General features: G+C 66.8%; 17 protein-coding genes. 12 read left to right on the forward strand and 5 right to left on the reverse strand.

The annotated features are described in order from the left end of the window. Nucleotides 1-173 precede the first annotated feature (173 nt). The gene (locus DIE06_RS06235; RefSeq protein WP_124660633.1) at nucleotides 174-611 is read left to right on the forward strand and encodes a DoxX family protein; all 438 of its coding nucleotides are present in this window, start codon (nucleotides 174-176) and stop codon (nucleotides 609-611) included. 122 nt (nucleotides 612-733) lie between these two features. Here DIE06_RS06235 and DIE06_RS06240 read toward each other — a convergent pair whose 3' ends face one another. Both DIE06_RS06240 and DIE06_RS06245 read right to left on the reverse strand, forming a co-directional pair. Continuing rightward, nucleotides 734-2,044, reverse strand: coding sequence for an MFS transporter (locus tag DIE06_RS06240; protein ID WP_124660634.1), 1,311 nt, complete (start codon nucleotides 2,042-2,044; stop codon nucleotides 734-736). 320 nt (nucleotides 2,045-2,364) lie between these two features. Next, on the reverse strand, nucleotides 2,365-3,501 hold the full coding sequence (locus DIE06_RS06245; protein ID WP_124660635.1) for a branched-chain amino acid ABC transporter substrate-binding protein: 1,137 nt from the start codon (nucleotides 3,499-3,501) through the stop codon (nucleotides 2,365-2,367). A 652-nt stretch (nucleotides 3,502-4,153) separates the two neighbouring features. On the opposite strand from DIE06_RS06245, the gene DIE06_RS06255 reads away from it, so the two are divergent. Continuing rightward, nucleotides 4,154-4,948, forward strand: a complete 795-nt coding sequence (locus tag DIE06_RS06255) for an AraC family transcriptional regulator (RefSeq protein ID WP_124660637.1) — start codon at nucleotides 4,154-4,156, stop codon at nucleotides 4,946-4,948. Between the two features lie 62 nt (nucleotides 4,949-5,010). Here the strand turns inward: DIE06_RS06255 and DIE06_RS06260 are convergent, their stop codons facing one another. Beyond that, on the reverse strand, nucleotides 5,011-5,274 hold the full coding sequence (locus DIE06_RS06260) for a hypothetical protein (protein ID WP_059467159.1): 264 nt from the start codon (nucleotides 5,272-5,274) through the stop codon (nucleotides 5,011-5,013). A 283-nt stretch (nucleotides 5,275-5,557) separates the two neighbouring features. Further along, nucleotides 5,558-7,450 carry a bifunctional sugar phosphate isomerase/epimerase/4-hydroxyphenylpyruvate dioxygenase family protein gene (locus DIE06_RS06265; protein ID WP_124660638.1) on the reverse strand — a complete coding sequence of 631 codons (1,893 nt, stop codon included), beginning with the start codon at nucleotides 7,448-7,450 and terminating at the stop codon, nucleotides 5,558-5,560. 257 nt (nucleotides 7,451-7,707) lie between these two features. Between DIE06_RS06265 and aroQ the strand changes: the two genes are divergently transcribed. From aroQ to DIE06_RS06280, 3 genes are read left to right on the forward strand one after another with little or no spacing between them, the layout of a single operon-like run. Then, entirely contained in the window at nucleotides 7,708-8,163 is a 456-nt protein-coding gene (gene aroQ / locus DIE06_RS06270; RefSeq protein WP_124660639.1) for a type II 3-dehydroquinate dehydratase, read from the forward strand. Beyond that, nucleotides 8,160-9,014, forward strand: a complete 855-nt coding sequence (locus DIE06_RS06275; protein WP_124660640.1) for a shikimate dehydrogenase — start codon at nucleotides 8,160-8,162, stop codon at nucleotides 9,012-9,014. Before aroQ ends, DIE06_RS06275 begins: the two co-directional genes overlap by 4 nt. Before the next feature lie 42 nt (nucleotides 9,015-9,056). Beyond that, a complete protein-coding gene (locus DIE06_RS06280; RefSeq protein ID WP_124660641.1) occupies nucleotides 9,057-10,400 on the forward strand; it encodes an MFS transporter in 1,344 nt (447 codons plus the stop codon). A gap of 106 nt (nucleotides 10,401-10,506) precedes the next feature. On the opposite strand, the gene DIE06_RS06285 is transcribed toward DIE06_RS06280, so the two are convergent. Next, entirely contained in the window at nucleotides 10,507-11,616 is a 1,110-nt protein-coding gene (locus tag DIE06_RS06285; protein ID WP_124660642.1) for a 2-aminoethylphosphonate--pyruvate transaminase, read from the reverse strand. 259 nt (nucleotides 11,617-11,875) lie between these two features. On the opposite strand from DIE06_RS06285, the gene phnS reads away from it, so the two are divergent. From phnS to DIE06_RS06320, 7 genes are read left to right on the forward strand one after another with little or no spacing between them, the layout of a single operon-like run. After that, the gene (gene phnS / locus DIE06_RS06290; protein WP_124660643.1) at nucleotides 11,876-12,964 is read left to right on the forward strand and encodes a 2-aminoethylphosphonate ABC transporter substrate-binding protein; all 1,089 of its coding nucleotides are present in this window, start codon (nucleotides 11,876-11,878) and stop codon (nucleotides 12,962-12,964) included. A 34-nt stretch (nucleotides 12,965-12,998) separates the two neighbouring features. Then, on the forward strand, nucleotides 12,999-14,102 hold the full coding sequence (gene phnT, locus DIE06_RS06295) for a 2-aminoethylphosphonate ABC transport system ATP-binding subunit PhnT (protein WP_124660644.1): 1,104 nt from the start codon (nucleotides 12,999-13,001) through the stop codon (nucleotides 14,100-14,102). Continuing rightward, nucleotides 14,080-15,000, forward strand: a complete 921-nt coding sequence (locus tag DIE06_RS06300; RefSeq protein ID WP_124660645.1) for a 2-aminoethylphosphonate ABC transporter permease subunit — start codon at nucleotides 14,080-14,082, stop codon at nucleotides 14,998-15,000. Before phnT ends, DIE06_RS06300 begins: the two co-directional genes overlap by 23 nt. Then, on the forward strand, nucleotides 14,990-15,850 hold the full coding sequence (gene phnV, locus DIE06_RS06305; protein ID WP_124660646.1) for a 2-aminoethylphosphonate ABC transport system, membrane component PhnV: 861 nt from the start codon (nucleotides 14,990-14,992) through the stop codon (nucleotides 15,848-15,850). Before DIE06_RS06300 ends, phnV begins: the two co-directional genes overlap by 11 nt. Continuing rightward, on the forward strand, nucleotides 15,847-17,157 hold the full coding sequence (gene phnA / locus DIE06_RS06310; RefSeq protein WP_124660647.1) for a phosphonoacetate hydrolase: 1,311 nt from the start codon (nucleotides 15,847-15,849) through the stop codon (nucleotides 17,155-17,157). The genes phnV and phnA overlap by 4 nt, the downstream gene beginning before the upstream one ends. After that, a complete protein-coding gene (phnY, locus tag DIE06_RS06315) occupies nucleotides 17,154-18,608 on the forward strand; it encodes a phosphonoacetaldehyde dehydrogenase (protein WP_124660648.1) in 1,455 nt (484 codons plus the stop codon). Before phnA ends, phnY begins: the two co-directional genes overlap by 4 nt. 4 nt (nucleotides 18,609-18,612) lie before the next feature. Continuing rightward, entirely contained in the window at nucleotides 18,613-19,164 is a 552-nt protein-coding gene (locus tag DIE06_RS06320) for a phosphonate degradation HD-domain oxygenase (protein WP_124660649.1), read from the forward strand. Nucleotides 19,165-19,504 lie beyond the last annotated feature (340 nt).

Below are 19,504 nucleotides of genomic sequence, written 5' to 3' on the forward strand. Positions count from 1 at the left end.
CGTCGCGCCGGCGCCGCCGCCGCAGTGTAAAGATTTGCTACAACCTTTTTCTTGGACACCGCGGAAAGACCCTCTATGCTGGCCCATTTGCCGCGGGCCCAGCAGGGCCGCGCGGCCCCGAGCCGCACGGGCGCGCCCGTGCGGACGGCCGAATTGCATACGAGGAGAGAGGCATGACGCGTTCCGTCGATTCCGGCGTCATTTTTTTCGCACGCCTGGCGCTGGCGGCGCTGTTCTTGTGGGGCGGCGTGATGAAGCTGCTCGGCTACAGCGATTTCATCGGCTATCTGCATGGGCTGAACGTGCCCTATCCGCAGGTGATGGGGCCGGTCGTCGTGACGATCGAAGCGCTCGGCGGCCTGCTGCTGATCGTCGGCTACAAGGTGAAGCCGCTCGCGTTGCTGATGGCGTTCTATACGATCGCGACCGCGATGGTCGGGCACAATTTCTGGGACGCGACGGACGCCGCGGTCCAGCACGACATGGTGATCCACTTCTGGAAGAACGTCGCGATCGCCGGCGGTTTCCTGCTGCTGTTCGTGACCGGCGCCGGCGGCGCGAGCATCGATGCGCTGCGCCGGCCGAGTTCGTCGTACGGCACGCTGCGCTGAACTGAGCCGAGCGACGCACGCTGAACACCGTCGCACTCAAGCACGCAAGACAAAAGGGCCGAATCCCGCACGCCGCGGTATTCGGCCCTTCGTTCATGCAGCCGGCGCCTGCGCGCCGACGTTCAGCGTGCGTCCTTCAGGTCCTTCGCATCCTTCGAGAACTGCACGGCGATCGCGCCGAGCACGCAGATCGCCGCGACGTACACGACCGGTGCGAGCGGATTCGACTTCATCATCAGCGACACGATCACCGGCGTAAGACCGCCGAAGATCGCATACGCGACGTTGTACGAGAACGAGATGCCCGAGAAGCGCACGACGGCCGGGAAGCTCCTGACCATCACGAACGGCACCGCGCCGATCGTGCCGACCATGAAGCCGGCGATCCCGTAGTACAGCGGCAGCGTTGACGCATCGGCCGCGACCTGCACGAACAGCAGGTAGTAGCACGCGGCCAGCACGAGGCCGCCGATGCCGAGCACGCGTTTCGCGCCGATCCAGCCCGCGAGCGAGCCGGCCGTGATGCAGCCGGCCGTCAGGCACAGCGTCGCGATGCTGTTCGCGAACAGCGTGGTCGCGGGCGTCAGGTGGAACTGCTTCTGCAGCAGCGCGGGCGTCATCAGGATCACGACGACGATCGCCGCCGACAGCATCCACGTGAGCAGCATCGACACGATCACCGCGCGCCCGTGGTCTCGCAGCACGGCCTTCAGCGGAATCTCGGCCGCGAGCGCCTTCTTTGCCTTCATCTCGGCGAACACCGGCGTTTCATGCAGCCAGCGGCGCAGGTACACGGAGAACAGCCCGAACACGCCGCCGAGCAGGAACGGAATGCGCCACGCGAACGCGGTGACTTCGGCGCCCGAGTAACGGCTGTTGATCCCGGCCGCGACCAGCGAGCCGAGCAGGATGCCGGCCGTGAGGCCCGCGGTCAGCGTGCCGCACGCGTAGCCGATGTGGCGCGACGGCACGTGCTCCGACACGAACACCCATGCGCCCGGCACTTCGCCGCCGACCGCCGCGCCCTGCAGCACGCGGAACAGCAGCAGCAACACCGGCGCGAGGAGGCCGATCGAGTCGTAGGTCGGCAGCAGGCCCATCAGCAGCGTCGGCACCGACATCATCAGCACGCTCAGCGTGAACATCCGCTTGCGGCCGAACAGGTCGCCGAAGTGCGCCATGATCACGCCGCCGAGCGGGCGCGCGAGATAGCCGGCCGCGAAGATGCCGAACGTCTGCAACTGGCGCAGCCAGTCGGGAATGTCGTGCGGGAAGAACAGCTGCCCGATCGCGGGTGCGAAGAACACGAAGATGATGAAGTCGTAGAACTCGAGGGCGCCGCCGAGTGCGGCAAGGCCAAGGGTCTTGTAGTCGCTGCGCGTGAGCGCGCGTTCGGCGGCGCGAGGCACGCCGCTCAATTCGGAAGCTTGCATGGTCAGGACGGTCGGTTTTCGAATGTTGTTGTCGGTGCTGCGTCTCCAGAGCCCGCTATCGGCATGGACTGGCAAGGCGCGGCCTGCGTCGTCGAGCGTGTGCCGGGCGCCGGATAGGGCACGTGACACGCACCGTCGCACCAGGATGGGGCGCGACGCGGACGAAGCTTCAAAGCGGGTGGGGGGATTCTACAGGAGCGCGAAATACGCGCGCGCGGGGCTGCGCCGACGGATGCTTCGGACTTCGCGGAGCCGAAACGCACGCGGCGCGGCAGGCGGGTGAACCGCTTGCCGCGCCGCGCGGAACAGGGTCGATGCGATCAGTTGCCGGCGATCGTGTCGACCGGCTTGAACGCGCCGTGCTCGACCTTGTAGATCGTCACCGGCGCATCCTTCAGGTCGCCCTTCGCGTCGTACGCGATGCTCGGGGCCGACACGCCCCTGATCGACACCTTGCCGAGATACGGCGTATAGACCTTCGGGTCGGTCGAGTTCGCGTCCTTCATCGCGGTGAGCAGCGCGATCGTGCCGTCGTACGAGTAGGGCGAATAGGTGATCACGTCTTCGTTGAAGCGTGCCTTGTAGCGCGATGCATAGCCGGCGAAGCCCGGCATCTTTTCCTTCGGCAGCCCGCCCATGTAGACGATCGCGCCTTCGGCCGCGTCGCCGCCGACCTTCAGGAACGTCGGCGAGCGCGACATCTCGCCGGTCACGAATGCCGACTTCATCCCGAGCTGGCGCATCTTGCGGATCATCGGCGAAGACTGCGCGTCGCCGCCGCCGTAGAAGATCGCATCCGGGTTGATGCCCTTCAGGTTGGTCAGGATCGCGGAGAAGTCGAGCGCCTTGTCGTTCGTGAAGTCGCGCTTGACGATCGTGCCGCCCGCGGCCTGCACGGCCTTCGCGAATTCGTCGGCGATGCCCTGGCCGTAGGCCGTGCGGTCGTCGATGATCGCGATGCGCTTGAAGTGCAGCGACTTCACCGCATACGTGCCGACGATGCGGCCGGCCTGTGCGTCGCTCGTCAGCAGCCGGTAGGTCGTCTTGTAGCCGCGCGCCGTGTATTGCGGCGATGTCGCCATCGAGATCTGCGGCAGCCCCGCGCGATCGTACAGGTCGGACGCCGGAATGCTCGTGCCCGAGTTGAAGTGGCCGATGACCCCGCGGACGTTGTCGTCGATCAGCCGCTGCGCGACCGTCGTGCCGGTGCGCGGGTCGGCCTGGTCGTCCTGCGAGTCGAGCTGGAACGTGACCGGCTTGCCGCCGATCGTCGGATGCGTCGCGTTGAAATCGGCGATCGCGAGCTGCACGCCCTTCTGCATGTCCGAGCCGTAGTTCGACTGCGGCCCCGTCAGCGGTGCGGCGAAACCGATCTTGACGACGTCGGCGGCGATGGCGTGTGTGCCCGACAGTGCGCAGGCAGCAGCCAGCGCGACGTGCGATACCTTCAGCTTCACTTTCACTTCCCCTTGATGGCGTGGTTGGGCCGCCGCCAGCCAGCGGGCCGGTGCGGTAAACCGGGCGAGACGTATCGGGTTGCAGGCCTCTCCGAAAGCCGTGCGGGGTTGCCATGTGCTGCGCGGGCTATGCCGGAATCGGCGGGCGCGGCGGCGGCGGGATGTCGTCTCGTAACCGTTGATCGAAGTCTAGATAGCGAAAATGCGCGCGTCTTGCGCGTTCGGTGCGTGGCCGGCGACGATTTCGGCATATCGTCGATAACCCTGATATATGCTGAAATCGTCATGGCGCGTGCGCAAACGCACCAAGACGCGACACGCCGGCATTTCTAGGATGGCGGGTTCGGGCGCGCGTAGTCTGGGCGCCGGCGGGTTGAGCCGATATCGCCGACCGTGTGCGACGCCAGGCAACGGGCCGATGCGAAATCGTGTCCGCCGGACACGCGTGCGGTGTAGTGGTTGCGCACACAACTGCATGGTGCATGACGTGCTTGCCACTGTGTGCGATCGCCCGATCGTCGCGGATCGGCGGCGCGTTGCGCGCACCACCGTTCGCCGGGCCGTGCGATCGCTGGCCTGCGATCGCCGCGACGCGTTCGAGACGGCGCTCCTATAATCGACGCCATCAGCCACCCCCTTCGCAGATGCCGGGATGACGACCTTCCTTGCCGCACCGCCCATGAGCCTGTCCGATACGTTGCGCTACCAGCCCGACAACGCCGATCTCGGCGCGATGCTCGCGCACTTCCGCCTGCTCGAGCCGGTGTTCGACGCGCTGCCCGACGTCGCGTTTTTCGTGAAGGATGCGAGCGGCCGCTACGCGCTTGTCAATCGCACGCTGGCGATGCGCTGCGGCTACAAGGACAAGCGGGACCTGCTTGGCAAGACGACCGACGAAGTGTTTCCGCGCCGCTTTGGCCGGACCTATTTCGAGCAGGACATGGCGACGATCACCGCCGGCCAGCAGCTGATGGACCAGCTCGAGCTGCATCTGTATCCGGGCCGCCAGCCGGGCTGGTGCCTGACCTGCAAGGAGCCGTTGCGCGACGCGGCCGGCAAGGTGGTCGGCCTCGCGGGCATCTCGCGCGACCTGAAGGCGCACGAGGGTTCGCATCCTGCCTACAGCAAGCTCGCCGACGTGGTGCAGCACATCCAGGATCACTACGTGCAGCCGCTGAACCTGAAGCAGCTCGCGCTGATGGCCGGGATGTCGGTCGCGCAGCTCGAACGCTACTTCCACAAGGTGTTTCACCTGACGCCGCGCCAGGTGCTGCTGAAAACGCGGCTCGATGCGGCCACGGCGCTGCTCGTCACGCACGACAAGGTGACGGACGTCGCGGCGCTATGCGGTTATACGGATCACAGCGCGTTCACGCGCCAGTTCAAGGCGACGGTCGGCATGACGCCGACGGAATACCGGCTGATGCTGCAGGACCGGGCAGGGTGACATGACACGCCGGCCGGGCCGGCGGATCCGGGGGATCGGGACGGGAGTCGGAAAGCGTCGGCTCAGCGGTAGCCGAGCCCTTTCAGGACGGCTGTGCCGTCTTCGGTCAGCCGGAAGCTCGGTGCCGTGTCGGCGTCGAGCTTGACCATCTCGACGAGGCCGGCTTCCTGCAGTGCGGGCAATTCGGGTTTGGCATTCGCGCCGATCGGTGCGTGCAGCAGCACGAGCAGCGTCGCGATTTCATGATGGCTGAGCAAACGGCGCAGCATCGTTTTTTTCACTGGGGGGGCGGCCGGGCGGCCCGCGGGTGCATCTACGGCGCTCATCGCTGTCCTCCTTTTCGGGATATCCATCGGTTACTGGTTGCGGATGGTGCCGTCGAAGACTTAAGCGATTCTTAAAACTACGGGGGCTGCGCGGATGGTGCGGTGCGGCAAGCATTACCGAATGTAACCCCCGCCGGGCGGCCGTTTCGGGTCGCGAGCGGTCAGCCTTGCCGGACGGGGCGCCCCGCGACATTCGCCATGATGGTGCGTCCGCGCGGCGGGCGCCGTGGGGTCGGTGCGGTTTCCCCATTCAATCCGACCCCGAAATGGAATGCCGTTGCCCTTATTTCCTGCGCTGGGCCTGCGCCGCGAGCCGCACGGCCGCGTTGGTCGCGCCGTAGCCGTCGTAGCCGCCGCGCCGCTCGACGATCTCGAGCGAGAAGCGGTTGTCGACCAGTTCTGTATACGCGTGCAGGAATTCGCCGCCGTTTTCGTCGCGGTCGTACAGCAGGTGGTGCGCGCTGAGCGTGTCGATCAGCGCGTCCGGCAGCGCGTAGCGCGCGGCGAGATCATCGTAGTAGTTCGGCGGGATCCGCAGGAACGGCACGCCGTCGGCCGCGAACGCGGCGACCGTCTTCACGATGTCGTCGGTCCGGAACGCGACGTGGTTCAGCCCCGTGCCGTGATAGCGGTCGAGCGATTCGGCGACGGCCGTATGGCGGTCGACCGACGCATTCAGCGCGATCCGCACCGAACCGTCCGCGCTGCGCACCGCACGGCTGCGCATCAGGCCGTACGGATCGGGCACGAGCCAGCTGCGTTCGGCCTCGAAGCCGAAGGCGGTCTTGAAGAACAGGATCCACGTATCGAGCGCGTCGGCCGGCAGCGCGAGGCAGACGTGGTCGATGCCCGTCAGCGGGCCGACCTCGCTCGGGCCGTCGATGTCGGTCAGCACGAAATCCGATTCGTACAGCGTCGGCGCGTTCGGCGCCTCGTCGACGAAGTATTCGAGGCTGCCGTCCGGCGCCTGCACGCTCGGCAGCACGCGCTCTTTCGGGCCGACGCGCCCGGAAAACGGCGCGTAGCCGAAGCCGGCCGCGCGTTCGAATGCCACTTTCGCATCGTCGACGCGGAACGCCGACGCACACAGCGACAACCCGTGCTGCTGGAAGAACGCGTCGGCGAACGAGTCGCGCTCGGCGTTCAGCACGATCGACGCGGCGCCGTGCTGGAACAGCGTCACGTCCTTCGACCGGTGGCGGCCCGCGAGCCGGAACTGCATGCGGCCGAGCCATTCGCCGACGGTGGCCGCCGCCTGCGCGTCGACTGCGAATTCGATGAACTGGAACCCGACGTGTGCGGGCGGCGCCGGCGGCGCGAACAGCGGCTGGCCGGCGGCCGGCATATGGCCGTCCTGCGCGAGCCGCGCGCGCGTCAGTTCTTCGAGATAGAGCAGCGAGCGGTGGCCGTCGGCGGCCGTGATCGCGGTCGGCGCGGCGCGGAAGCCGTCGTTGAAGATCTCGAGCGACAGCGGCCCCGTATAACCGGACTCGATCACGCGCGCCGTGAAGCGCGCGAGGTCGAAGTCGCCCTGGCCGGGGAACGAACGGTAGTGGCGGCTCCATTCGAGCACGTCCATCACGAGCTTCGGCGCATCGGCGATCTGCACGAATGCGATCCGGTCGCCCGGGATGTCCGCGATGGCGTCCGGCGAATCGTCGAGCGACAGCGTATGGAAGCTGTCGAGCGCGAGGCCGAGATGCGGGCTGTTCACCGCGTTCACGAGCTGCCACGCGTGGCTGTACCGGTTCACGACACGGCCCCACGCGAGCGCCTCGTACGCGGCGACCACGCCGGCCTGCCGCGCGGCTTCGGCGAGCGCGCCGAGCTGGTCGACCAGCAGCGCGTCGTCCGCGATCGTGTCGGGCGACACGTTGCTGCACACCAGGATGTGGTCGGTGCCGAGCGCGTGCATCACGTCGAACTTGCGGCGGATGCGGTCGAGATTGCGGGCGAGCTGGGCCGGGCTCACGCCCTCGAAGTCGCGAAACGGCTGGAACAGCACGATGTCGAGGCCGAGATCGGCGGCCATGCGCCGCACGTCGGCGGGCGATCCGTCGAAGTAGACGAGGTCGTTCTCGAAGATTTCGACACCGTCGAAGCCGGCGGCCTGGATGGCGGTGAGCTTCTCGGCGAGGGTGCCGGACAGTGACACGGTGGCGATCGAGCGCTGCATGGGCGAATCCTGCGGATGAGCGGGGTGTGGCGTCGACCGAATCGGGTTCGAATGAACCAGTCGTTGAATTCACGACGAACGCCATATCCCGAATTTACTAGGGAAGTGAGACGAATTATACAAACTAACTAGATGGTACAAATTAGCGAAAACCCGAAAAGACATTGCGCTTGCGCAAGCGCACACTAGCGCCAATTCTTGACGTCAGGGGGCGAAGTCGGCTAGCGATTCGCCCCCGTTTCTGGAGCAAAACCGACATGAGCAAGCACAAGGTACTGGTGCTGAACGGCCCGAACCTGAATCTGCTGGGGACCCGCGAGCCCCACATCTACGGCGCGGAGACCCTCGCCGACCTCGAGCAGCGTTGCCGCACGGCGGCCGACGGGCTCGGGCTGGAGATCGACTTCCGCCAGTCGAACGCCGAACACCAGCTGATCGACTGGCTTCATGCCGCACGTCACGACACGCACGGCATCGTGATCAACCCGGCTGCCTATACGCACACGTCGGTCGCGCTGGCCGATGCGTTGTCCGCGATCGCAAAACCCGTGATCGAGGTGCATATCTCCAACGTACATCGCCGCGAGGCATTCCGTCATCACTCGTACGTGTCGGCGGTGGCCGAAGCCGTGATCTGCGGCTGCGGCACCGAAGGCTACGTATTCGCGCTGCAGCGCCTGTCGACCCTTTTTGCCCAGGCAGCCGCACGATGAGCCGCCCGTCTTTTCTGATCGGCCTGATCGGCCAGGGCATCGGCGGTTCGCTGTCGCCCGCGATGCATGAGGAAGAAGGGTTCCGCCAGGGATTCGGCTACGTGTACCGGCGCATCGATCTCGACGCGCTCGGCCTGACCGTCGATGCACTGCCGCAACTGCTCGATGCCGCGCAGCGGATGGGCTACAACGGGCTCAACATCACGCATCCGTGCAAGCAGCGCGTGATCGAGTACCTGGATGCGCTGTCGGACGACGCGCGCGCACTCGGCGCGGTGAATACCGTGCTGTTCAAGGACGGCAAGCGGATCGGCCACAACACCGACTGGTCGGGTTTCGCGAAATCGTTCCGCCGCGGGCTGCCCGACGCGTCGCTCGAGCGTGTCGTCCAGCTCGGCGCGGGCGGCGCGGGTGCGGCCGTCGCGCATGCCGCGCTGCAGATGGGCGCCGCCGAACTGACGATCTTCGACGTCGACGGCACGCGTGCCGCCGCGCTCGCAGACGATCTGCAGCAGCGCTTCCCGGCCGCGCGGGTCACGCCGGGCAGCGATCTTGCGTCCGCGATGCACGCCGCGACGGGCCTGATCCATGCCACGCCGACCGGCATGGCCAAGCATCCGGGCCTGCCGCTGCCGGCCGAACTGCTCCATGCAGGGATGTGGGTGGCCGACATCGTGTATTTCCCGCTCGAAACCGAACTGCTCCGCGCGGCGCGCGTGGCCGGCTGCGCGACGCTGCCGGGCGGCGGGATGGCCGTGTACCAGGCCGTCGATGCGTTCGAGATCTTCACCGGCCGCACGCCGGACGACGAGCGAATGTTCGAGCACTTTCAGTCGCTCGTCGCGCGCTGACCTTTCTACCTACTAGCCGGAAAAAGAGACCAGGAGACAACCATGCAGCACACCACCCACACCAACGCCGCGCCCGCGCAGGCGGCCGGCACGGTCCGGCGGACATCGGCGCGCTACAAGATTCTCGCGCTGCTCGCGATCGGCACGATGATCAACTATCTCGACCGTACCGTGCTGGGGGTGGCTGCGCCGCAGCTCACCAAGGAGCTTGGCATCAACGCGGCCGTGATGGGCATCATGTTCTCCGCGTTTTCGTGGACGTACGTTGCCTCGCAGGTGCCCGGCGGCCTCTTTCTCGATCGCTTCGGCAGCAAGGTCACCTATTACTGGTCGATGACGCTGTGGTCGCTGTGTACGTTGCTGCAGGGCTTCGTGCCCGGCGTCGGGACGCTGCTCGCGTGCCGGCTCGGTCTCGGCGTCGCGGAGGCGCCGTGCTTCCCGACCAACAGTCGCGTCGTCGCGACGTGGTTCCCGCAAAACGAGCGCGCGATGGCGACCGGCACCTATACCGTCGGCGAGTACATCGGTCTGGCATTCTTCAGCCCCGTGCTGTTCGCGCTGATGGGGGCATTCGGCTGGCGCTCGCTGTTCTGGGTGGTCGGCGCGGTCGGCATCGTATTCGGCTTCGTCTGGTGGAAGTTCTATTACGAGCCGCGCAACCATCCGGCAGCGAACTCCGCAGAACTCGCGTACATCGAGGCGGGCGGCGGTCTCGTGCACGGTGCGCGCAAGGATGGTGACAAGGGCGGCAAGCCCGCGCAGGCGAAGTTCAGCTGGTCGATGGCCGGCCGGCTGCTGAAGAAGCGCCAGCTCGCGGGTATCTGCCTCGGCCAGTTCGCCGGCAACTCGACGCTCGTGTTCTTCCTGACCTGGTTCCCGACCTATCTCGCGACCGAGCGCCACATGGGCTGGCTGAAGATCGGCTTCTTCGCGGTGATGCCGTTCATCGCCGCGTCGGTCGGCGTGATGTTCGGCGGGATCTTCTCCGACTGGCTGCTGCGTCGCGGCAAGTCCGCGAACCTCGCGCGCAAGCTGCCGATCATCGCGGGCCTGCTGCTCGCATCGACGATCATTCTCGCGAACTACGTGCAGAGCAACGAGGCCGTGATCGCGATCATGTCGGTCGCATTCTTCGCGCAGGGGATGGCCGCGCTCGGCTGGACGCTCGTGTCCGACATCGCGCCGGACGGCCTGCTCGGCGTGACGGGCGGCATCTTCAACTTCGCGGCGAACCTCGCGGGGATCGTCACGCCGCTGGTCGTCGGCTTCATCGTCGCATCGACCGGGTCGTTCGTCGGCGCGCTCGTGTTCATCGGCGTGATCGCGCTGGTCGGCGCGGCGTCGTACATCTTCGTCGTCGGCGACATCAAGCGGATCGAGCTGTAAGCACCGGCTCCACGCAGATCCTGTGCATTAGCCCGGCAGCCGCAAGGCCGCCGGGCTTTTTTGCGTGCGCGCGCCTGTGGATCTGCCGGCTGGCGCGGTACGGCGCTTACGCGCGCTGCACTGCGATGCCGAGCGATTCGACCGCCTGCGCAATGGCCGCGACCGCGCGACGGATATCGTTCGAGTCGATCGCGCCGATGCAGCCGACGCGGAACGTCTCGAGTCGCGTCAGCTTGCCCGGATACAGGATGAAGCCCGCGTCGCGCACCGCGTCGTAGAAGCGGCGGAAATCGTAGGCCGGATGGTCGGGCGCATGGAACGTGACGATCACGGGCGCCTGCACGCCGGCGTCGAGGAACGGCGTGAAGCCGAGCGCGTGCATCGATTCGACCAGCGTCCGGCAGTTATCCACATAGCGCGCGCCGCGCGCCGGCTGGCCGCCTTCGGCGAGATACTGGTCGAGCGCGGCGCGCAGCGCGGCGATCACGTGTGTCGGCGGCGTGAAGCGCCACTGGCCCGTCTTGCGCAGGTACGCGTCCTGATCGTGCAGGTCGAGCGCGAGCGACGGCGAGTTGCCTTCGCTCGCGTCGAGCGCGTCGCGCCGCACGATCGCGAATCCCATCCCCGGCACGCCTTCCAGGCATTTGCCGCTCGCCGAGATCAGCGCATCGATGCCGCTGCCGGCCAGTGTGATCGGCAGCGCGCCGAACGAGCTCATCGCGTCGACGATCAGCCGCTTGCCGTGGCGTCGGCACACGGCGGTGATGTCGTCGAGCGGGTTCAGGATGCCGGCGCTCGTCTCCAGGTGCACCTGCGCGACATGTGTAATGCGCGGCTCGCGCACGAACGCGGCTTCGATCGCGGTCGGATCGACGGCCGCGTCTTCGCCGAACGGCAACGCGATTGCTTCGACACCGAGCCGGCCGAGGATCTTCAGGATGCGCGCGCAGTACGCGCCGTTGTCGGGCACCAGCACGACACCGTCACGCGGCACCAGCGTGCCGAGCGCCGCTTCGACCGAGAACGTGCCGCTGCCCTGCATCGGCACGCATGCGTACTCGTCGCCGCCGTGCGCGATCGCGACGAGGTCCGCGCAGACGCTGGCCGTCAGTTGATTGAAAGCGGCATCCCACGAGCCCCAGTCATGTTGCATTGCATGGCGTGTTGTGGCGGACGTGGTGAGCGGGCCAGGCGTAAGAAGAATCGGATCGGACATGGTTTTCCTCTGCGAAGGTCGGAAGAAACGCCGGAAAGCATTTCTGAATGACTTGCATGATATTGGCAAAATGTGTCATTTTTTGGAAATTGCCGCATTCGTCACGGGTTTGTCACCGAACGCTGTGATCCTTCGCTTGCCGCGCGAAACCTAACCTCGGCGCGGTAGCGAGGCGGGCCGTCGATCGGCCTTGCCCGGAGATAACAGGAGAGCCGGATCGTGCCCCGGCCATTTGGTGTTCCGCCTACGGAGAAGTCAGATGACACTGCAGAAACCCTCGCGCACCGCTGCCGGTGCGTTCCGCAAGCTTGCGCTGGCCGCCAGCGTCGCCGGTCTGATGGGCGCCGCGCTGCCCGCCCATGCGGCGAGCGCGGTCGTGCTGTATACGGCAGACGGTCTCGAGAACCTCTATCGCGATGTGCTGCCGGCTTTCGAGAAGAAGGAAGGCGTCAAGGTCAACATCGTGACGGCGGGCAGCGGTGAAGTCGTCAACCGCGCGAACATCGAGAAGAATTCCCCGAAGGCCGACGTGATCGTCACGCTGCCGCCGTTCATTCAGCAAGCCGGCCAGATGGGCCTGCTGCAGCCGTACCAGAGCGTGAACTACAAGAACGTACCGGCTATCGCGAAGGCTGAAGACGGCACGTGGGCGACGTTCGTGAACAACTACTTCTCGTTCGCGATCAACCCGGACGTCGTGAAGAACCAGCCGAAGACGTTCGCCGATCTGCTCGCGCCGACCTACGCCGGCAAGGTCGCGTACTCGAACCCGGCCACCGCCGGCGACGGGATGGCCGTGCTGATCCTGACGACGTCGCTGATGGGCGAGGACAAGGCGTTCGACTACCTCGCGAAGCTGTCGCAGAGCGTGAAGTTCCACACGAAGGGCACGGGCTACCTGAACGTGCTGCTGTCGCGTAACGAAATCAGCGTCGCGAACGGCGACCTGCAGATGGACCTCGACGATGCCGAACACGGCGCGCTGTCCGTCAAGCCGATCTTCCTGGCCGCGAAGGAAGGCGACCAGCCGACCACGTTCCAGCTCCCGTACGGCATCGGCCTGATCAAGAGCGGCCCGAACCAGGACGCCGGCAAGAAGCTGATCGACTACCTGATGTCGACGGACGTGCAGTCGAAGGTGCCGGACATGTACGGCATCCCGGGCCGCACGGACGTGCCGCTGGCCGGCAAGAACGGCGAAGCGGTGAAGAAGGCGATCGCCGGCGTGAAGCTGATCCCGGTCGACTGGACCCAGGTCATGGCGAAGAAGCCGGTGTGGATCGAGCGCTGGAAGAAGGACGTGATCGGCAGCTCCGGCAAGCAGGTCGACGTCGTCAAGCCGAAGTGATCGGCGCACGCCGCCTGTATTAGTGAGCAAGAGGATGAACCCGGTGGAAACCACCCTGACCCATCCCGGCGCATTCGGCGCCGCCGAACCGCAAGCGACGCTGCGGTCCGGCGCGCCGGGCGGCGTGCAGATCGAACACCTGAGCGTGCGCTACGGCGCACGCACGGTGCTGGAAGATCTGTCGCTGTCGATCGGCGCCGGTGAATTTCTGACCGTGCTCGGCAAGAGCGGTTGCGGCAAGACCACGCTGCTGCGCTTCATCGCCGGGTTCGTGAAGGCCGATGGCCTGACCGGCACGCTGACCGTTGCCGGACGCGACCTGACCTACGCGCCGCCGCACAAGCGCAATCTCGGTCTGCTGTTCCAGAATTACGCGCTGTTCCCGCACCTGTCGGTGTTCGAGAACGTCGCATTCGGGCTGCGCGCGCGCGGCATGGCGTCGTCGGAAGTGACGCGCCGCGTTGCCGACGCGCTGAAGCTCGTGCAGCTCGGCGACGCAGGCCACCACCTGCCCGCGCAGCTGTCGGGCGGGATGCAGCAGCGCGTCGCGCTGGCGCGCGCGCTCGTGATCGAGCCGGACGTGCTGCTGCTCGACGAGCCGCTGTCGGCGCTCGATGCCAACCTGCGTGCCTCGGTGCGCAGCGAATTGAAGGCGCTGCACGAGCGCCTGCCGAACCTGACCGTCGTCTGCGTGACGCACGACCGCGACGACGCACTCGTGCTGTCCGATCGCGCGCTGCTGATGCGCGACGGCCACATTGCGCAGCTCGGTACGCCGCAGCAGCTGTACGACGCGCCGCGGGACGGCTACGTCGCACGCTATCTCGGCCCGGCGAACCTGCTGCCGCCGCACGTGATCTTCCCGCTCGGCGATCCGCGCCACGAAGTGCGCGGCAAGGTGGCCTGTGTGCGCCCCGAGCGCCTGACCCTGATGCCGCTGGCCGCGGGCGGGCTGCACGGCACGGTGTCGTCCGTCGAATGGCAGGGCGCGGACCTGTCGATCGCGGTCACGATCGATGCAGCCCCCGACGAGCCCGTGCGCGTCACGATGCAACGCGGCCGCGGCGCGGCTCCCGAGCGCGGTGCGCGCGTTTCCCTGCATTGCGAGGCAGACGATGTCGTCCTTATCGAGCCCTGAAGCCGGCCTGCCGCCGCACGTGCTCGCATCGGCGGCCGCGCACGCCGCCGCCGCGCGGCGCCGCAAGCGCATGGGCGACCTGCATCTGGCCGCGCTCGCGATCATCCTGCTGGGCCCGCTCGTCGTCTATCCGCTGGTGCGGCTCGTGCTGCTGAGCGTGTCGGGCGACCACGGGCTGAGTTTCGCCGCGTACCGCACGTTCTTCGGCAACCCCGATACGCGCAGCGTGCTGCTGACCACACTCGGCGTGCTGTTCGCGAGCGCCGGCACCGCGTCGGTGCTCGGCGTGCTGCTGGCCGCGCTGCTGTTCTTCAAGCCGTTTCCGGGCGCATCGTTCGTCACGCGTTTCCTGGAACTGTACGTCGCGTTTCCGTCGTTCCTCGTCGCGTTCACGCTGATCTTCCTGTACGGCTCGCAAGGCTCGATCAGCATCGCGCTGCAGCACCTGTTTCATCTCGAGGAGCCGCCGCTGAACTTCCTGTTCGGCATAGGCGGCGTGATCCTTGCGCAGACCGTGTTCTATACGCCGTTCGTCGTGCGGCCGACGCTCGCGTCGTTCGCGACGCTCGACCTGCGGCTGATCGAAGCCGCGCGCAGCCTCGGTGCGTCCGGCTGGATGCTGGCGCGCCGAGTCGTGCTGCCGATCGCGTGGCCGGGCATCGCCGCCGGCACCGTGCTGTGCTTCCTGCTGACATTGAACGAATTCGGGATTCTGCTCGTGCTCGGCAGCGCGCGGCTCGTGACGCTGCCGGTTGCGATCTACAGCAGCGCGACGGTCGACCTCGACCTGCCGACCGCGTCGGCCGGCGCGGTCGTGATGCTCGCGCTGTCGCTGGCGCTGTATGCGGTTTATCGCCGGGTGAACCGGCGTGCGACGGGAGGAAACGATGTCCGCTGAATTTCGTATCGGGCAAGCGGTGCCGCGCCACCAGATCGGCTGGAGTGACACGGTGCTCAAGCATGCGTCGCGCGCGGCGCTCGCGCTGGCCGCGTTCGCGTGCTTCTGGCTGTTCGTGTTACCCGTCATCGTTGTCGCGCTGTCGAGCGTGTCGACGCAGTGGTCGGGCACGATTCTGCCGGCCGGCTACAGCCTGCGCTGGTTCGAGCGGCTCGGGTCGCCGGAATACGACGCGCTGCTGACGAGCCTGGAAATCGGCTTCGGCGTGTCGGCGGTCGGCACGATCCTCGGGCTGTGGCTTGCGCTGGCGCTCGAAGTGCGCGACCGGCGCGGCCTCGGCGCGGTCGTCGACGCGCTCGTGATGGTGCCGAACGGTGTGCCGAGCGTCGTGCTCGGGCTCGCGGTGCTGATCGCGTACCACCAGAAGCCGCTCGACCTGTCGAGCTCCGCGGCGATCGTCGTGCTCGTGCAGCTCGCGCTGATCTTGCCGTTCTGCTATCGCTGCGCGGCCGCCGCGCTGCGCCCGGAACTGACCGTGCTGCGCGAAGCCGCGGCGAGCCTTGGCGCGCCGCCCGCGATGGTCCTGCGCCGCGTGCTGCTGCCGCAGCTCGTGCCGGCGCTGCGCGCGAGCCTCGCGCTCGGCTTCGCGCTGTCGCTCGGCGAACTCGGCGCGACGCTCACCGTCTACCCGCCGGGTTTCGCGACCGTGCCGATCGTGGTGATCGGCCAGGTGGAGCGCGGCTACTACCTGCCCGCATCGGCGCTGTCGCTGCTGATGCTTGGTGCGTCGCTCGCGGCGCTGCTGCTGATCGCCGCGCGGGTGCCGCGTGGCAAGCGGGCCGCATCATGAACGCCGCGTTCGCATTGCGGCAGCCCGGCGCGCATCCGGCCGCCGGCAAGGTATCGACGGATCTCGCGGGACGTTCGGTCGACGTGAACGGCCGACATTACCGGCTGCCGGTCGAGCCGACCGTCGTCGTCTGCGTCGACGGCTGCGAATTCGACTATCTCGAGCGCGCGGTGGAAGCAGGTGTCGCGCCGTTCATCGGGCGGATGATCGCGGAAGGCACTGCGTGGCGCGCCGACTGCGTCGTGCCGACCTTCACCAACCCGAACAACCTGTCGATCGTCTGCGGCGTGCCGCCGTCGGTCCACGGGATCTGCGGCAACTACTTCTGGGATCCGGCCGCCGATGGCGGTTGCGGTGCCGAAGTGATGATGAACGACCCGGCCTACCTGCGTGCCGGCTCGCTGCTCGCGGCGGCGTCCGACGCCGGTGCACGGGTGGCCGTCGTCACGGCGAAGGACAAGCTGCGCCGGCTGCTCGGCTGGCGGATGAACGGCATCTGCTTTTCGGCCGAGAAGGCCGCGCAGGCGAATCTCGCGGAAAACGGGATCGTCGACGTGCTCGACTGGGTCGGCTTGCCGTCTCCCGATGTGTACAGCGCGGCGCTGTCCGAATTCGTGTTCGCGGCCGGCGTGCGGCTCGCGCAGACGCGCCAGGTCGACCTGATGTACCTGTCGACCACCGACTACGTGCAGCACAAGTGCGAGCCGGGCAGTGCCGGCGCGAACGCGTTCTACGCGATGATGGACGGTTATCTCGCGCAGCTCGACGCGCTCGGCTGGGCGATCGGGCTCACGGCCGACCACGGGATGAACGCGAAGCACGATCCGGCAACCGGCCGCCCGAACGTGATCTATCTGCAGGACGCGTTCGATGGCTGGTTCGGTGTGCAGGCCGCGCGCGTGATCCTGCCGATCACCGATCCGTACGTCGTGCACCACGGCGCGCTCGGCTCGTTCGCGACCGTCTACCTGGCCCCTGGCGTCGACCGGACCGACGCGATGTGGCGCGTGGGCGGGCTCGACGGCGTCGAGCTCGTGCTCGACAACGCGGAAGCCGCCGCGCGCTTCGAGCTGCCGGCCGACCGGATCGGCGACCTCGTCGTGATCGCGCGGCGCGACATGACGCTCGGAACGCGCGAGCGCGAACACGACCTGTCCGGCCTGACCGTGCCGCTGCGTTCGCACGGCGGCGTGTCCGAGCAGGAAGTGCCGTTGCTGTTCAACCGTCGGATCGAGCGGGACGATCCTGCACGTCGTCCGCGCAATTTCGACGTTTTCGATTTCGTGCTGAATCGGGTCGCGACATGATGGCTCATCCCCGACAGGATCACCCCGCGTTTCGCGCCGAGGCGCTGCGCTGGTGCGGCACGTGTGCGACGCGCGACCGTGTGTTCGACGTCACCGATCCGTACACCGGCACGCGTGTCGGCACGGCGCCGCTGGCGAGCGTCGACGACGTGCGCGCCGCGTTCGACTATGCGATGGCCTACCGGCCGGCGCTCACGCGTTACGAGCGTTCGCAGATCCTCGAGCGCACGGCCGTGCTGCTGCGTGAGCGTACCGAGGAGGCGTCCGACCTGATCACGCTCGAATCGGGATTGTCGAAACAGGATTCGCGCTACGAGATCGGCCGCGTTGCCGATGTGCTGAAGTTCGCGTCGGTCGAGGCGCTGCGCGACGACGCGCAGAGCTTCTCGTGCGACCTGACGCCCCACGGCAAGGTGCGCCGCGTGTTCTCGCAGCGCCAGCCGCTCGACGGCGTAATCGTCGCGATCACGCCGTTCAATCACCCGATGAACCAGGTCGCGCACAAGATCGCGCCGGCGATCGCGACCAACAACCGCGTGATCGTGAAGCCGTCGGAGAAGGTGCCGTTGTCGGCGTTCTATCTGGCTGACCTGCTCTACGAGGCCGGCTTGCCCGAGCCGATGCTGCAGGTGCTGACCGGCGACCCGCGCGAAATCGCGGACGAACTCGTCACGCATCCGCATGCATCGCTGATCACCTTTACGGGCGGCGTGTCGATCGGCAAGGCGATCGCCGCGCGGGCGGGCTACCGGCGGATCGTGCTGGAACTGGGCGGCAACGATCCGATGATCGTTCTCGACGACGCCGATCTGGAACGGGCGGCATCGCTGGCCGTGCTCGGTTCGTACCGGAATTCGGGGCAGCGCTGCACGGCCGTCAAGCGGATCCTGGTACAGCGCTCGATTGCGCCGGCGTTCACCGAGTTGCTCGTCGAGAAGACGCGTGCATGGAAGTACGGCGATCCGTTCGATCCGGCGAACGAAATGGGCACGGTGATCGACGATGCGGCGGCGCGGCTGTTCGAGGCGCGGGTGGGCGAGGCGGTCGAGCAGGGGGCACGTCTGCTGACCGGCAACGTGCGGCGCGGCGCGCTCTATTCGCCGACCGTGCTCGACAACGTCGATCCGTCGATGACGATCGTGCGCGAGGAGACCTTCGGCCCTGTCTCGCCCGTCATCGTGTTCGACACGATCGACGACGCGATCCGGATCAGCAACGGCACGGCATTCGGGTTGTCGTCGGGTATCTGTACGGACAGCACGGCCGCGGTCGTGCGGTTCGTGAACGAGCTGAACGTCGGGACGGTGAATGTCTGGGAAGTACCCGGATACCGGATCGAGCTGTCGCCGTTCGGCGGGATCAAGGATTCGGGGCTTGGCTATAAGGAAGGCGTTCAGGAAGCGATGAAGAGCTTCACGAACCTGAAGACGTTTTCGCTGCCCTGGGAGTGAGCGGATGGCACTGACGTTGGAAGAGATTCACGGTCTGTATCGCGAGCACGGCCATGTTGCCTATAGCGGCGAACCGGTCACGCAGCTGGAGCATGCGTTGCAGAGCGGCTTGCTGGCTGAGGAGGCGGGCGCCGGCGAGGTGCTGGTCGCGGCCGCGTTCCTGCACGACCTCGGGCATTTGCTGAATCGGCAGGGCGAGACACCGAGTGCGCGTGGGATCGACGATCTGCACCAGTACTACGTACTGCCGTTCCTGCGCCCGCTGTTCGACGACGCGGTGCTGGAGCCGATCCGGCTGCACGTCGACGCGAAGCGCTGCCTGTGCCGGACGGATGCCGGCTACTTCGAGAGCCTGTCGCCGGACTCGGTGCGCAGCCTTGCGCTGCAGGGCGGCGTATTCAGTGAAGAGGAGATGGCGGTGTTCCTGCAGCGCCCGTTCGCGGCAGACGCGCTGCGCCTGCGCCGCTGGGACGATACGGCGAAGGAAGCAGGCAAGACGACGCCGGACCTCGATCACTATATGGAGATCGTCGCGCGCCAGGTGCGTGTAGCCTGACGATTCGACTGCCTCTGTTCAGGGCCCCGCACGAGGCAGCGTGCGGGGCCCTGAATTTTTTCGAAAACCCCTTGCGCGATGGCCGGGAGCTGCTTAGAATCACGCCTCTTTCGCGCTAACGGAAACGCGGCGCGGAGGAAGAAGGGAAGCGGTGCGGTCGAGGGCTGGTTGTAGAGCCCCGGCGCACACGAGGTTGAACCCCAGTCGTCGCAACGAAGTCGTTAAAAAAGTTGTTGACGAACTGAAAAAGACGGTTCATAATTTCGCTTCTCTGCTGCTGAAAACGCAGCGCTGCTGAGAAACTTCGGGTTTCTCGCAGAAATGCTCTTTAAAAATTAAC

This window comes from Burkholderia sp. Bp8998 (assembly GCF_003854235.1).
Classification (GTDB): domain Bacteria; phylum Pseudomonadota; class Gammaproteobacteria; order Burkholderiales; family Burkholderiaceae; genus Burkholderia.